General features: G+C 54.9%; 8 protein-coding genes. 5 read left to right on the forward strand and 3 right to left on the reverse strand.

What is annotated here, in order from left to right; translation table 11 throughout:
* Nucleotides 1-71: 71 nt before the first annotated feature.
* Nucleotides 72-1,442, reverse strand: coding sequence for an aromatic amino acid transporter AroP (gene aroP / locus HWQ15_RS12200; RefSeq protein ID WP_176587391.1), 1,371 nt, complete (start codon nucleotides 1,440-1,442; stop codon nucleotides 72-74).
* Between the two features lie 537 nt (nucleotides 1,443-1,979).
* Here aroP and pdhR point away from each other — a divergent pair.
* The 4 genes from pdhR (at nucleotide 1,980) to lpdA (ending at nucleotide 9,041) form a co-directional block, all read left to right on the forward strand.
* Nucleotides 1,980-2,744, forward strand: coding sequence for a pyruvate dehydrogenase complex transcriptional repressor PdhR (pdhR, locus tag HWQ15_RS12205; RefSeq protein ID WP_063215965.1), 765 nt, complete (start codon nucleotides 1,980-1,982; stop codon nucleotides 2,742-2,744).
* Nucleotides 2,745-2,867: 123 nt separating this feature from the next.
* Nucleotides 2,868-5,531: a pyruvate dehydrogenase (acetyl-transferring), homodimeric type gene (gene aceE, locus HWQ15_RS12210; RefSeq protein ID WP_022647064.1), complete on the forward strand. Its 2,664-nt coding sequence runs from the start codon at nucleotides 2,868-2,870 to the stop codon at nucleotides 5,529-5,531.
* Between the two features lie 14 nt (nucleotides 5,532-5,545).
* Nucleotides 5,546-7,441 (forward strand): pyruvate dehydrogenase complex dihydrolipoyllysine-residue acetyltransferase, encoded by a 1,896-nt coding sequence (aceF, locus tag HWQ15_RS12215; RefSeq protein WP_022647065.1) that lies wholly within the window; start codon nucleotides 5,546-5,548, stop codon nucleotides 7,439-7,441.
* 175 nt (nucleotides 7,442-7,616) lie between these two features.
* Nucleotides 7,617-9,041: a dihydrolipoyl dehydrogenase gene (gene lpdA / locus HWQ15_RS12220; protein ID WP_003856313.1), complete on the forward strand. Its 1,425-nt coding sequence runs from the start codon at nucleotides 7,617-7,619 to the stop codon at nucleotides 9,039-9,041.
* Between the two features lie 52 nt (nucleotides 9,042-9,093).
* On the opposite strand, the gene HWQ15_RS12225 is transcribed toward lpdA, so the two are convergent.
* Nucleotides 9,094-9,885 carry a DUF2950 family protein gene (locus HWQ15_RS12225; RefSeq protein WP_048966472.1) on the reverse strand — a complete coding sequence of 264 codons (792 nt, stop codon included), beginning with the start codon at nucleotides 9,883-9,885 and terminating at the stop codon, nucleotides 9,094-9,096.
* Between the two features lie 10 nt (nucleotides 9,886-9,895).
* Entirely contained in the window at nucleotides 9,896-11,413 is a 1,518-nt protein-coding gene (locus HWQ15_RS12230; protein ID WP_048966470.1) for a DUF3300 domain-containing protein, read from the reverse strand.
* A 387-nt stretch (nucleotides 11,414-11,800) separates the two neighbouring features.
* On the opposite strand from HWQ15_RS12230, the gene acnB reads away from it, so the two are divergent.
* Entirely contained in the window at nucleotides 11,801-14,398 is a 2,598-nt protein-coding gene (acnB, locus tag HWQ15_RS12235; RefSeq protein ID WP_022647068.1) for a bifunctional aconitate hydratase 2/2-methylisocitrate dehydratase, read from the forward strand.
* Nucleotides 14,399-14,411 lie beyond the last annotated feature (13 nt).

Genomic DNA, 14,411 nt, shown 5'->3' on the forward strand with positions numbered 1-14,411 from the left:
CTGTTGGCGTGAATTTGTGAGGAAGGTAACAAGACGCTGTACCCGCAACCGCGGGTACAGCGAGAAAACACTTAGTGCGCTTTCACCGTTTTGGCGTTTTTCTGTTTCACCATATAGCCCACGCCGAGGATCGCAATCCACACCGGGATGAGGTAGACGGAAATCGCCATGCCTGGCGTGATGAGCATGATGACCAGCACGGCCGCCATGAACAGCAGGCAAACCCAGTTCCCCAGCGGATAGAGCAGGGCAGGGAAGCGCGTGGTTACGCCCTGCTGCTGCTTGGCGCGGCGGAACTTGATGTGCGCGAGGCTAATCATCGCCCAGTTGATCACCAGCGCGGAAACCACCAACGCCATCAGCAGGCCGAAGGCCGATTCCGGTGCCAGGTAGTTAATCAGAACGCAAAGCGCCGTCACGACCGCCGACACGATAATGGTGTTAACCGGTACGCCACGTTTATCAACGGTAAGCAGCGCTTTCGGTGCGTTGCCCTGTTGCGCCAGGCCGAACAGCATACGGCTGTTGCAGTAAACGCAGCTGTTATAAACAGAGAGCGCGGCGGTCAGCACTACGACGTTAAGCGCGTTTGCCACGAAGGTGTCGCCCAGCTCGTGGAAGATCAGCACAAACGGGCTGGTATCCGCCGTGACGCGTGTCCATGGCAGCAGGGAGAGCAGGACCGCCAGGGAGCCCACGTAGAAGATCAGAATACGGTAGATAACCTGATTTGTGGCTTTCGGGATGCTCTGCTCCGGGTTGTCGGCTTCCGCGGCGGTGATGCCCACCAGCTCCAGACCGCCGAAGGAGAACATAATGATCGCCATCATCATTACCAGGCCGGTCATGCCGTGCGGCAGGAACCCGCCCTGTTCCCAGAGGTTGCGCACGGTTGCCTGCGGGCCACCGTTGCCGCTGAAGAGCAACCAGCCGCCAAAAATGATCATCGCTACAACGGCAATTACTTTGATAATGGCGAACCAGAACTCCATTTCCCCAAACACTTTCACGTTGGTCAGGTTAATGGCGTTGATCAGCACGAAGAAGACTGCCGCAGACGCCCAGGTGGGGATCTCCGGGTACCAGAATTGAATGTATTTACCGACGGCGGTGAGTTCCGCCATAGCAACCAGCACGTAAAGAACCCAGTAGTTCCATCCGGAGGCGAAGCCCGCTAAGCTGCCCCAGTATTTGTAGGCAAAGTGGCTAAAAGAGCCTGCAACCGGCTCCTCAACGACCATTTCCCCTAACTGGCGCATAATCAAAAACGCAATGAAACCTGCAATTGCGTAACCCAGAATGATGCCCGGACCGGCCGACTGGATAACGGACGCACTGCCCAGAAACAGGCCAGTACCAATAGCACCGCCCAGGGCGATGAGCTGAATATGGCGGTTTTTAAGACCGCGCTTTAGCTGATCGCCATGCTGTTGAGCTTCCATTTGAAACCTCGTGTGTGGTTGTTATGTTCACGCTGTGCGTGTGTAATTATGAAAGTCCATATTCTGTATTTATTTCTTTACGGTTAACGATACCGAAAAAAGCGGAGATGGCTTCCGTTAGCGCCAGAATAGTGGTAAGTGCCAGCGAATGCACCTGCTTTATGAAGGGCTGATGACGACTTGAATAAAAAGAAACCAATTGTAAATCGGTACGTTAACCCCTCATACCCCAACCTATAGAATAGAAATGCGTCATAAGCGGGCGAATTTTCATATTTTGCCTTGTTGAATCGCTTCAGATTGCAAAATCCCTCGTTTAAATATGGTTAAAACTGCCCCTTTGGGAGTAACCATTTCATTTGTGCAAAGTTACATTCCTGAAACGTTAGTTCTGTAAGGTTGTTAAAATGTGCCGGGTTTCCTGATTTCAATCAAAACCAATATGGACAGAAGGTGAATACTTTGTTACTTTAGCGATACGAACATGAAATTGGTAAGACCAATTGACTCCGGGCAAAAAGGCGTAAGACAGGGAATATGGCCTACAGCAAAATTCGCCAACCAAAACTTTCCGATGTGATTGAGCAGCAGCTGGAGTTTTTGATTCTCGAAGGGACACTGCGCCCGGGCGAGAAACTCCCGCCAGAACGCGAGCTGGCAAAACAGTTCGACGTTTCACGCCCCTCTCTGCGTGAGGCGATTCAACGTCTCGAAGCAAAGGGCCTGTTGCTCCGTCGTCAGGGTGGCGGAACCTTTGTGCAAAACAGCCTGTGGCAGAGCTTCAGCGACCCGCTGGTAGAACTTCTCTCTGACCACCCAGAATCCCAGTTTGATCTGCTTGAGACCCGTCACGCGCTGGAAGGTATCGCGGCCTATTACGCCGCCCTTCGCAGCACTGATGAAGACCGCGTACGTATTCCCGAGCTGCATCAGGCCATTGAACGGGCACAGCAGTCCGGCGACTTAGACGCCGAATCCAGCGCCGTTGTCCAGTATCAAATTGCCGTCACCGAAGCAGCGCACAACGTGGTGCTCCTCCATCTGCTACGCTGCATGGAGCCCATGCTGGCCCAGAACGTTCGTCAGAATTTTGAATTGTTGTATGCCCGTCGGGAGATGCTCCCGCTGGTAAGCAACCATCGCACCCGAGTATTCGAGGCGATAATGGCCGGGGAACCGGAGCAGGCGCGTGAAGCGTCGCACCGCCATCTGGCTTTCATTGAGGAAATCTTGCTGGACCGCAGCCGTGAACAATCGCGTCGCGAGCGTTCATTGCGCCGCATACAGCAACGAAAGGATTAAGCGCCAGGTACTTTTAGAGCGCGGCAACTAAACGCAGAACCTGTCTTATTGTGTTCTTAACCGAGAGCACAATGGGACAGGTTCCAGACAAATCAACGTATTAGATAGATAAGGAATACCCCCATGTCAGAACGTCTCCAAAATGACGTGGATCCGATCGAAACTCGCGACTGGCTACAGGCGATCGAATCGGTCATCCGTGAAGAAGGTGTTGAGCGTGCTCAGTATCTGATTGATCAGCTGCTTTCAGAAGCGCGCAAAGGCGGCGTGAAAGTGGCTTCAGGTGCAGGGGCTAGCAACTACGTAAACACGATTGCCGTCGAAGACGAACCGGAATACCCGGGCAATCTGGATCTGGAACGCCGTATCCGTTCTGCTATCCGCTGGAACGCTATCATGACCGTTCTGCGCGCATCCAAGAAAGATTTGGAACTGGGTGGCCACATGGCGTCCTTCCAGTCCTCTGCGACCGTTTACGAAGTGTGCTTCAACCACTTCTTCCGTGCAGCCAACGAGAAAGACGGCGGCGATCTGGTGTACTTCCAGGGCCACATCTCTCCGGGCATCTATGCACGTGCCTTCCTGGAAGGTCGTCTGACTGAAGAGCAGATGAACAACTTCCGTCAGGAAGTTCACGGTAAGGGTCTGTCTTCTTATCCGCACCCTAAACTGATGCCTGAGTTCTGGCAGTTCCCGACCGTATCTATGGGTCTGGGTCCAATTGGTGCAATCTATCAGGCTAAATTCCTGAAGTACCTGGAACACCGTGGTCTGAAAGACACCTCTGAGCAGACCGTTTACGCCTTCCTGGGCGACGGTGAAATGGATGAGCCAGAATCTAAAGGCGCGATCACCATCGCGACCCGTGAGAAGCTGGACAACCTGTGCTTCATCATCAACTGTAACCTGCAACGTCTGGATGGTCCGGTAACCGGTAACGGCAAGATCATTAACGAACTGGAAGGCATCTTCGCGGGTGCAGGCTGGAACGTGATCAAAGTCATGTGGGGCGGTCGTTGGGATGAGCTGCTGCGTAAAGACACCAGCGGTAAACTGATCCAGCTGATGAACGAAACCGTTGACGGCGACTACCAGACCTTCAAATCCAAAGACGGTGCCTACGTTCGTGAGCACTTCTTCGGCAAATATCCTGAAACCGCAGCCCTGGTTGCAGACTGGACTGACGAGCAGATCTGGGCGCTGAACCGCGGTGGTCACGATCCGAAGAAAGTTTACGCTGCACTGAAAAAAGCGCAGGAAACCAAAGGTAAAGCGACTGTGATCCTGGCCCACACCATCAAAGGTTACGGCATGGGTGATACCGCAGAAGGTAAAAACATCGCTCACCAGGTTAAGAAAATGAACATGGACGGCGTGCGTTATATCCGCGACCGTTTCAACGTTCCAGTGACCGATGAGCAGGTAGAAAACCTGTCTTACATCACCTTCCCGGAAGGGTCTGAAGAGCACAAGTACCTGCACGAACGTCGTCAGGCGCTGAAAGGCTACCTGCCTGCTCGTCAGCCTAACTTCACCGAGAAGCTGGAACTGCCAGCCCTGGAAGACTTCTCTCAGCTGCTGGAAGAGCAGAACAAAGAGATCTCTACCACTATCGCTTTCGTTCGTGCCCTGAACGTGATGCTGAAGAACAAGTCAATCAAAGATCGTCTGGTTCCAATCATCGCCGACGAAGCGCGTACTTTCGGTATGGAAGGTCTGTTCCGTCAGATCGGTATCTACAGCCCGAACGGCCAGCAGTACACCCCGCAGGACCGTGAGCAGGTTGCATACTACAAAGAAGACGAGAAAGGTCAGATCCTGCAGGAAGGTATCAACGAGCTGGGCGCAGGCGCATCCTGGCTGGCTGCTGCGACCTCTTACAGCACCAACAACCTGCCGATGATCCCGTTCTACATCTACTACTCCATGTTCGGGTTCCAGCGTATCGGTGATCTGTGCTGGCAGGCAGGCGACCAGCAGGCTCGCGGCTTCCTGATCGGTGGTACTTCTGGTCGTACGACCCTGAACGGTGAAGGTCTGCAGCACGAAGATGGTCACAGCCACATTCAGTCTCTGACTATCCCTAACTGTATCTCTTACGACCCGTCTTACGCGTATGAAGTGGCAGTCATCATGCATGACGGTCTGCAGCGCATGTACGGTGAAGCGCAAGAGAACGTTTACTACTACATCACCACCCTGAACGAAAACTACCACATGCCGGCAATGCCAGCAGGTGCCGAGGAAGGTATCCGTAAAGGTATCTACAAACTCGAAACCATCGAAGGTAGCAAAGGTAAAGTTCAGCTGCTGGGCTCCGGTTCTATCCTGCGTCACGTTCGTGAAGCAGCGCAGATCCTGGCGAAAGACTACGGTGTGGGTTCCGATGTGTACTCTGTGACCTCCTTCACTGAACTGGCGCGTGATGGCCAGGATTGTGAGCGCTGGAACATGCTGCACCCAATGGAAACCCCACGCGTTCCGTACATCGCTCAGGTGATGAACGACGCGCCAGCGGTGGCGTCTACTGACTATATGAAACTGTTCGCTGAGCAGGTTCGTACTTACGTTCCAGCTGATGATTATCGCGTACTGGGTACTGACGGCTTCGGTCGTTCTGACAGCCGCGAAAACCTGCGTCACCACTTCGAAGTTGATGCTTCCTACGTGGTTGTAGCAGCACTGGGCGAACTGGCTAAACGTGGCGAAATCGATAAGAAAGTGGTTGCGGACGCAATCACCAAATTCAACATCGATGCAGATAAAGTTAACCCGCGTCTGGCGTAAGAGGTAAAAGAATAATGGCTATCGAAATCAATGTACCGGACATCGGGGCTGATGAAGTTGAAATCACCGAGATCCTGGTCAAAGTAGGCGACAAAGTTGAAGCTGAACAGTCGCTGATCACCGTAGAAGGCGACAAAGCCTCTATGGAAGTCCCGTCTCCTCAGGCTGGCATCGTTAAAGAGATCAAAGTCTCTGTTGGCGATAAAACCGAGACTGGCAAACTGATCATGATTTTCGATTCCGCCGACGGTGCAGCAGCTGCTGCACCTGCGCAGGAAGAGAAGAAAGAAGCCGCTCCTGCTGCTGCTCCAGCAGCGGCCGCGGCAGCGAAAGAAGTAAATGTGCCTGATATCGGCGGTGACGAAGTTGAAGTTACCGAAATCCTGGTGAAAGTGGGCGACACCGTTGCGGCTGAGCAGTCACTGATCACCGTAGAAGGCGACAAAGCCTCTATGGAAGTGCCAGCACCGTTCGCCGGTACCGTTAAAGAGATCAAGATCAACACCGGTGACAAAGTGTCTACCGGCTCGCTGATCATGGTCTTCGAAGTGGCGGGTGCAGCACCTGCCGCTGCGCCTGCTCAGGCTGCTGCTCCGGCTCCGGCCGCTGCACCAGCGGCTGCTGGCGGCGCGAAAGACGTTAACGTACCGGATATCGGCGGTGACGAAGTTGAAGTGACCGAAGTGATGGTGAAAGTGGGCGACAAAGTTGCCGCTGAACAGTCACTGATCACCGTTGAAGGCGACAAAGCTTCTATGGAAGTGCCTGCGCCGTTCGCCGGTACCGTTAAAGAGATCAAAATCAGCACCGGCGACAAAGTGTCTACCGGCTCTCTGATCATGGTCTTCGAAGTGGAAGGCGCAGCGCCTGCCGCCGCTCCGGCTGCCGCGGCTGCTCCGGCACCTGCTGCTGCACCGGCTCAGGCTGCTAAACCTGCTGCTGCCCCTGCTGCTAAAGCAGAAAAATCTGAGTTCGCTGAAAACGACGCTTACGTCCACGCGACTCCACTGATTCGTCGCCTGGCGCGCGAATTCGGTGTGAACCTGGCGAAAGTGAAGGGCACCGGCCGTAAAGGTCGTATCCTGCGCGAAGACGTTCAGGCTTACGTGAAAGACGCGGTGAAACGCGCCGAAGCTGCACCTGCGGCAGCAGCTGGCGGCGGTATCCCGGGCATGCTGCCATGGCCGAAAGTGGACTTCAGCAAGTTCGGTGAAATCGAAGAAGTGGAGCTGGGCCGTATCCAGAAAATCTCTGGTGCTAACCTGAGCCGTAACTGGGTGATGATCCCGCACGTTACGCACTTCGATAAGACCGATATCACCGATCTGGAAGCGTTCCGTAAACAGCAGAACGCCGAAGCTGAGAAGCGTAAGCTGGACGTGAAGTTCACCCCAGTGGTCTTTATCATGAAGGCCGTTGCCGCTGCCCTTGAGCAGATGCCACGCTTCAACAGCTCCCTGTCCGAAGACGGCCAGAAGCTGACGCTGAAGAAATACATCAACATCGGTGTTGCGGTTGATACGCCAAATGGTCTGGTGGTTCCGGTCTTCAAAGACGTGAACAAGAAGAGCATTACCGAGCTGTCCCGTGAACTGACCACCATCTCCAAAAAAGCGCGTGATGGTAAGTTGACTGCCGGCGAAATGCAGGGCGGCTGCTTCACTATCTCCAGCATCGGCGGCCTGGGTACCACCCACTTCGCGCCGATTGTAAACGCGCCGGAAGTGGCTATCCTCGGTGTGTCCAAGTCCGCGATGGAGCCGGTGTGGAATGGCAAAGAGTTCGTGCCGCGTCTGATGATGCCAATCTCTCTGTCCTTCGACCACCGCGTAATCGACGGGGCTGATGGTGCGCGTTTCATCACCATCATCAACAACACCCTGAGCGACATTCGCCGCCTGGTGATGTAATCGAAAAGCCGGCCAGTCGGCCGGCTTTTTTCTGATAATCTCATGGGGTTTTTGAGGTTATTGGTGAAAGCGATAATTCGTGAGCCGTTTGTTGTTTCAAAATTGTTAACAATTTTGTAAAATACGGGCGGATAGAACGACCCGGTGGACGACGGGTATACATTAAGAGGTCATGATGAGCACAGAAATCAAAACTCAGGTCGTAGTACTTGGGGCAGGCCCGGCAGGTTACTCCGCAGCATTTCGCGCCGCGGATTTAGGTCTGGAAACCGTCATCGTAGAACGTTACAGCACCCTCGGCGGTGTTTGTCTGAACGTCGGCTGTATCCCTTCTAAAGCGCTGCTGCACGTAGCGAAAGTTATCGAAGAAGCCAAAGCGCTGGCTGAACACGGTATCGTCTTCGGCGAGCCGAAAACCGATATCGACAAAATTCGTACCTGGAAAGAGAAAGTTATCACTCAGCTGACCGGCGGTCTGGCGGGTATGGCCAAAGGCCGTAAAGTGAAAGTGGTAAACGGTCTGGGTAAATTCACCGGTGCGAACACCCTGGAAGTGGAAGGCGAAAACGGCAAAACCGTGATCAACTTCGACAACGCGATCATCGCGGCAGGCTCTCGCCCAATCGAACTGCCATTCATTCCACATGAAGATCCACGCGTGTGGGATTCCACCGATGCGCTGGAGCTGAAAACCGTTCCTAAGCGTCTGCTGGTTATGGGCGGCGGTATCATCGGTCTGGAAATGGGTACTGTGTACCATGCGCTGGGTTCAGAGATCGACGTGGTTGAAATGTTCGACCAGGTAATCCCGGCAGCCGACAAAGATATCGTTAAAGTCTTCACCAAACGCATCAGCAAGAAATTCAACCTGATGCTGGAAACCAAAGTGACTGCCGTTGAAGCGAAAGAAGACGGTATTTACGTTTCCATGGAAGGCAAAAAAGCCCCATCCGAACCACAGCGTTACGACGCCGTGCTGGTGGCTATTGGCCGTGTGCCGAACGGTAAAAACCTCGACGCGGGCAAAGCTGGCGTGGAAGTGGACGACCGTGGCTTCATCCGCGTTGACAAACAGCTGCGTACCAACGTGCCGCACATCTTTGCTATCGGCGATATCGTCGGTCAGCCAATGCTGGCGCACAAAGGTGTTCACGAAGGTCATGTTGCCGCTGAAGTTATCGCCGGCATGAAGCATTACTTCGATCCGAAAGTGATCCCATCTATCGCGTATACCGAGCCAGAAGTTGCATGGGTTGGTCTGACTGAGAAAGAAGCGAAAGAGAAAGGCATCAGCTACGAAACTGCCACCTTCCCGTGGGCTGCTTCTGGCCGTGCTATCGCGTCCGACTGCGCAGACGGTATGACCAAACTGATCTTCGACAAAGAGACTCACCGCGTCATCGGTGGTGCGATTGTTGGTACCAACGGCGGCGAGCTGCTGGGTGAAATCGGTCTGGCTATCGAAATGGGCTGCGACGCAGAAGACATCGCGCTGACCATCCACGCACACCCGACTCTGCATGAGTCCGTGGGCCTGGCGGCAGAAGTGTTTGAAGGTAGCATTACTGACCTGCCAAACGCGAAAGCGAAGAAGAAATAAGTTTCTTCAGATGAAAAAAGCGGCCTCAGGCCGCTTTTTTTATGCGCTGCGTTCAGGGTGTGACAGGCTGCCAGGTCTTATCCGGCTGGTATTCACTAAGAGTCTGCGCTTTCTGCGCCGAATCGTTGCCGAGATCTGCCTGATAAACCGCGTCATCCTGGTTAATTACAAAGCTCATTACCCCCGTCTGACCGTAGTTCACCGGCCAGGCGACCATGGCAAAGCCATTTTTATCCGGCAGGATGCGGAATCGGTAACCATGGTAACCCGCCCCCGACTGTGGAGGACTGAACGCCGGACCCAGTGGGCTGGGCGTTTCACCGGGAGCGACGGGCCAGTACAGTCCATCCTTTTTACCTTCAGAACTGACTATCTTCTGCGCGTACTTTTGGTTCATCGCAAAATAGCTCTGCTGGGCATCAACATAGGCGTGAAGCGCTTCGATGGCTGCGAGTTCGTTGCGCCCGATTTCGCGGGTCAGGATCTCTTCTGCGGCTTCCTGCATATCAAACTGCCAGCCAGATGCCGTTTTGACCACCGGGATCGGTAGCTGCCAGCCGTTATCGCCCACCACCAGGTGCGCCACGTTGCCACTGATGACGGTTTTATGATGAACGTTCCAGTCGCGCAGGAAGCGATCGACCGCATCAGGATCAACGCCTTCGGGCGGCAGGAAATCGCGCCAGTTTTCACCGAGCAAATTGTTCATCGCACTTTCGTTTTGCTCGCTGATGGCGCTTGCCAGCGCACTGGTCGCCTGTTCTGGCGAACTGAACGATTGCTGTGCCATAACGGCCGCCGAGACCATGAACAACACCATTCCACTGAGTAATTGACGTTTCATGTCGGCTCCCTTAACGATGACGGAATTCATGGCGTTCAGCGCGTTCGCCAGTGAGCTGGCGCGGCTGATGTTGACGAGTAGCGAGCTGCCGGCTTTGCGCCCCGCGCTGCTGCTGGGCTTGCCAGTTCGCGGAGCGGCTGTCGTTGCCGCTCAGGGCATTGGCCCGATGCAGCCTGGCTGGCTGCTGTACCGTCTGTGAAACCCGCTTCTCCTGTCTGTGCATGTCAGTCTGATGATGTTCACGCTGCGGCGTGCTCGTCCGTTTTACGGCCTGTGGCCTGGTGTCATATCCACGATAGTTATTTCGCTGCGAGATCTGCTTCAACTGTTGCGTTGAGGCCAGACGTTGTGCGTCCCGCGTGGCTGTATGTACTGAGTGTGGGAGGGTTTTACCCGTTGATTTTTCCATCTGGCTGAGAGCGGCCTGGCGCTGGCTGTCGCGATTGACTGGATTTTGCTGCGTCGCGCTTAGCCCGGTGGCTGTATGTGTAGAGTGGAAGCGGTTAGCCAGCTGGTTATTCGGGTAAGGCACGCCTTCACGATAGGCAGGATTGTGCTGCCAGGTGTGGTTATTACCGTTCAGGTGCTGCCCGCTGATTCTGTTGAAATTATCCACGTTGATATTGATGTTGTTATCACCGTTGCGGTTATAACCGCCGTGGTTGTCCCAGTCATCATCGTGATGATGGTGATCCCAGTCGTCGTCATCCCAGTCAATATTGCTGAAAATGGCGTAGGTTGTAGCGACCCCGAGGCTAAAACCTAATCCTTTAACCAGACTGTCCGTGAATTGCTCGCCGGGTGAGGGCGGAAGATAGACCGGCGGGTAAGCGGTGTTAGGCCAGCTACCATAAACCGTATTCGGATTATACGTGGGAACATACACCACCTGCGGATCGGCGGATTCAATCTTGATCACCGTTGGGCTGGTAGGCGTTGCGGTTGTCGTGGTTTTTGTCGATGCAGGTTTCGTGACGGTGGTGACCGTCTGCTGCGGTGTGGATTGCAGCGCACCCGTTTGTTGGGCCAGCAGGCGCAGCCGCTGTACGGAATCCATCACATCTTTCGGCTGTGCAAGGAAAGCGTCTCCCAGATTTTGTACCCATGGCGGATTTTCGCCCATCAACGACATCAGCTGAGGAAACGCAACCAGGGATTTTACGCTGGGATCCCACGGCTGGGTGGCTACCGCCTGCAGGGCGGCATCACCCTGCATTTTAGGATTGTCTTTCGACCACTGCGCGGCCTGAATAACATTTGACGGGTAAGTCGACGCCATCAAGATTTGCGACAGCAGGGCATCCGGGTAAAGCGCGACAGGGGCAACCCATTGGTCGATTTGCGCCGCAGTGTAGACCGGGGCAGCGACGGGCGCAGGCTGGGCTACCGGTGCGCCAGGTTGTTGTGTAACCGGAGCAGGCGTAGCAGGTTCCGTTGCGCGACTTTTAACGTACATGACACCCGAGGCGGCAAACAGCCCCGCACTGCAAAGCAGAACAAGAAGATGTGGCTTAAAAGGCAACTTCATAGATTGACTCCAACGAGACGAGTGCAGTGCCGTGAGGCGTTGCTGTTGCCGCGAGTATCATTCACTCGTGTTTTACAGTTTTGACTATTGTTGGGAAACCAACCGGAGCGTCCGGATAAAGAGTGTGAGTATTTATTACACAATTATATCGGATAGCTGAAAAGGCGACGGGAAAGAGGACAAGATTCGCCTCGTCTCCCCGCTACACCATGCTTAACGATTCAGCAAATAATTTAATGTTGCTTTTTTGTAAACAGATTAACACTGTGCAGAAATCCTGCTATGCTGCCCGACGCGGTATCGGGCATTTACCCTACAAACTGCTGTCTCACAGGAGCGTGAAGAGAACGCCCGCCGCATATGACAATGAGAGCGAGGAGAACCGTCGTGCTAGAAGAATACCGTAAGCACGTAGCAGAACGTGCCGCCGAGGGAATTGTACCCAAACCTTTAGATGCAACCCAAATGGCCGCGCTCGTCGAGCTGCTGAAGAACCCGCCTGAGGGCGAAGAAGAATTCCTGTTAGATCTGCTGATCAACCGCGTACCGCCTGGCGTAGATGAAGCTGCCTACGTAAAAGCCGGATTCCTTGCTGCTATCGCCAAAGGCGAAGCCACCTCCCCACTGGTTACTCCTGAAAAAGCCATTGAACTGCTCGGCACCATGCAGGGCGGCTATAACATTCATCCGCTGATTGACGCGCTGGACAACGAAAAGCTGGCACCGATTGCTGCCAAAGCGCTCTCTTCAACGCTGCTGATGTTCGATAACTTCTACGATGTAGAAGAAAAAGCCAAAGCAGGCAACGTTTACGCGAAGCAGGTGATGCAGTCCTGGGCCGATGCCGAATGGTTCCTGAACCGCCCTGCGCTTGCTGAAAAAATTACCGTGACCGTCTTTAAAGTTACCGGTGAAACCAACACCGATGACCTCTCTCCGGCTCCGGACGCGTGGTCTCGTCCTGATATCCCTCTGCACGCCCTGGCGATGCTGAAAAACGCCCGCGAAGGCATCGAGCCGGATCAGCCGGGTAGCGTTGGCCCGATTAAACAGATCGAGGCGCTTCAGGAGAAAGGTTTCCCGCTGGCCTACGTCGGTGATGTGGTTGGTACCGGTTCTTCCCGTAAATCCGCCACCAACTCCGTGCTGTGGTTCATGGGCGACGACATTCCGCACGTGCCGAACAAGCGCGGCGGCGGCCTGTGCCTCGGCGGCAAAATTGCGCCAATCTTCTTCAACACCATGGAAGATGCGGGCGCTCTGCCAATTGAAGTGGACGTGAGCAACCTGAACATGGGCGACGTGATTGACGTTTACCCGTATAAAGGCGAAGTGCGCAACCACGAAACCAACGAACTGTTGGCAAGCTTCGAGCTGAAAACCGACGTGCTGATCGACGAAGTGCGTGCCGGTGGTCGTATTCCGCTGATCATTGGCCGTGGCCTGACCACCAAAGCGCGTGAAGCGCTGGGTCTGCCGCACAGTGACGTGTTCCGTCAGGCGAAAGACGTGGCGGAAAGCAATCGCGGCTTCTCACTGGCACAGAAAATGGTCGGTCGCGCCTGCGGCGTCGCTGGTATCCGTCCTGGCGCGTACTGCGAGCCGAAAATGACCTCCGTGGGCTCTCAGGACACCACCGGTCCAATGACCCGTGATGAACTGAAAGACCTTGCGTGCCTGGGCTTCTCATCTGACCTGGTCATGCAGTCCTTCTGCCACACTGCGGCATATCCGAAGCCGGTTGACGTCACTACGCACCACACGCTGCCTGACTTCATTATGAACCGTGGCGGTGTCTCCCTGCGTCCGGGCGACGGCGTTATCCACTCCTGGCTGAACCGCATGCTGCTGCCGGATACCGTGGGTACCGGCGGTGACTCCCATACCCGTTTCCCGATTGGTATCTCCTTCCCTGCGGGCTCCGGTCTGGTGGCGTTTGCCGCAGCGACCGGCGTGATGCCTCTCGACATGCCTGAATCCGTGCTGGTGCGCTTCAAAGGCAAAATGCAGCCGGGCATCACTCTGCGCGATCTGGTGCACGCAATCCCGCTGTATGCCATCAAACAGGGTCTGCTGACCGTTGAGAAGAAGGGCAAGAAAAACATCTTCTCTGGCCGCATTCTGGAAATTGAAGGTCTGCCGGATCTGAAAGTTGAGCAGGCGTTCGAGCTGACCGATGCCTCTGCCGAGCGTTCTGCGGCGGGCTGTACCATCAAGCTGAACAAAGAGCCGATTATTGAGTATCTGACCTCCAACATCGTGCTGCTCAAGTGGATGATTGCGGAAGGCTACGGCGACCGCCGTACGCTGGAGCGTCGTATTCAGGGCATGGAAAAATGGCTGGCGGATCCGCAGCTGCTGGAAGCTGACGCTGACGCAGAGTACGCGGCGGTGATCGACATCGATCTGGCGGATATCAAAGAGCCAATCCTGTGTGCGCCAAACGATCCGGACGATGCGCGTCTGCTCTCTGACGTACAGGGCGATAAGATCGACGAAGTGTTCATCGGCTCCTGTATGACCAACATCGGCCACTTCCGTGCTGCCGGTAAGCTGCTGGATACTCACAAAGGCCAGCTGCCGACCCGTCTGTGGGTGGCGCCGCCAACCCGTATGGATGCGGCGCAGCTGACCGAAGAGGGCTACTACAGCGTGTTCGGTAAGAGCGGGGCGCGTATTGAAATTCCGGGCTGCTCCCTGTGCATGGGCAACCAGGCGCGCGTGGCCGACGGTGCGACGGTGGTCTCCACCTCCACCCGTAACTTCCCGAACCGTTTGGGTACCGGGGCGAACGTCTACCTGGCTTCTGCGGAGCTGGCAGCGGTTGCGGCGCTGATTGGCAAACTGCCAACGCCGGAAGAGTACCAGACCTTTGTGGCTCAGGTAGATAAGACGGCGGTGGATACCTATCGCTATCTGAACTTCGACCAGCTCTCTCAGTACACCGAGAAGGCTGACGGGGTGATCTTCCAGACGGCAGTATAAAAACCAACCCCTC

The sequence above is a fragment of the Enterobacter sp. DSM 30060 genome (assembly GCF_013375955.1).
GTDB classification, from domain to species: domain Bacteria; phylum Pseudomonadota; class Gammaproteobacteria; order Enterobacterales; family Enterobacteriaceae; genus Enterobacter; species Enterobacter intestinihominis.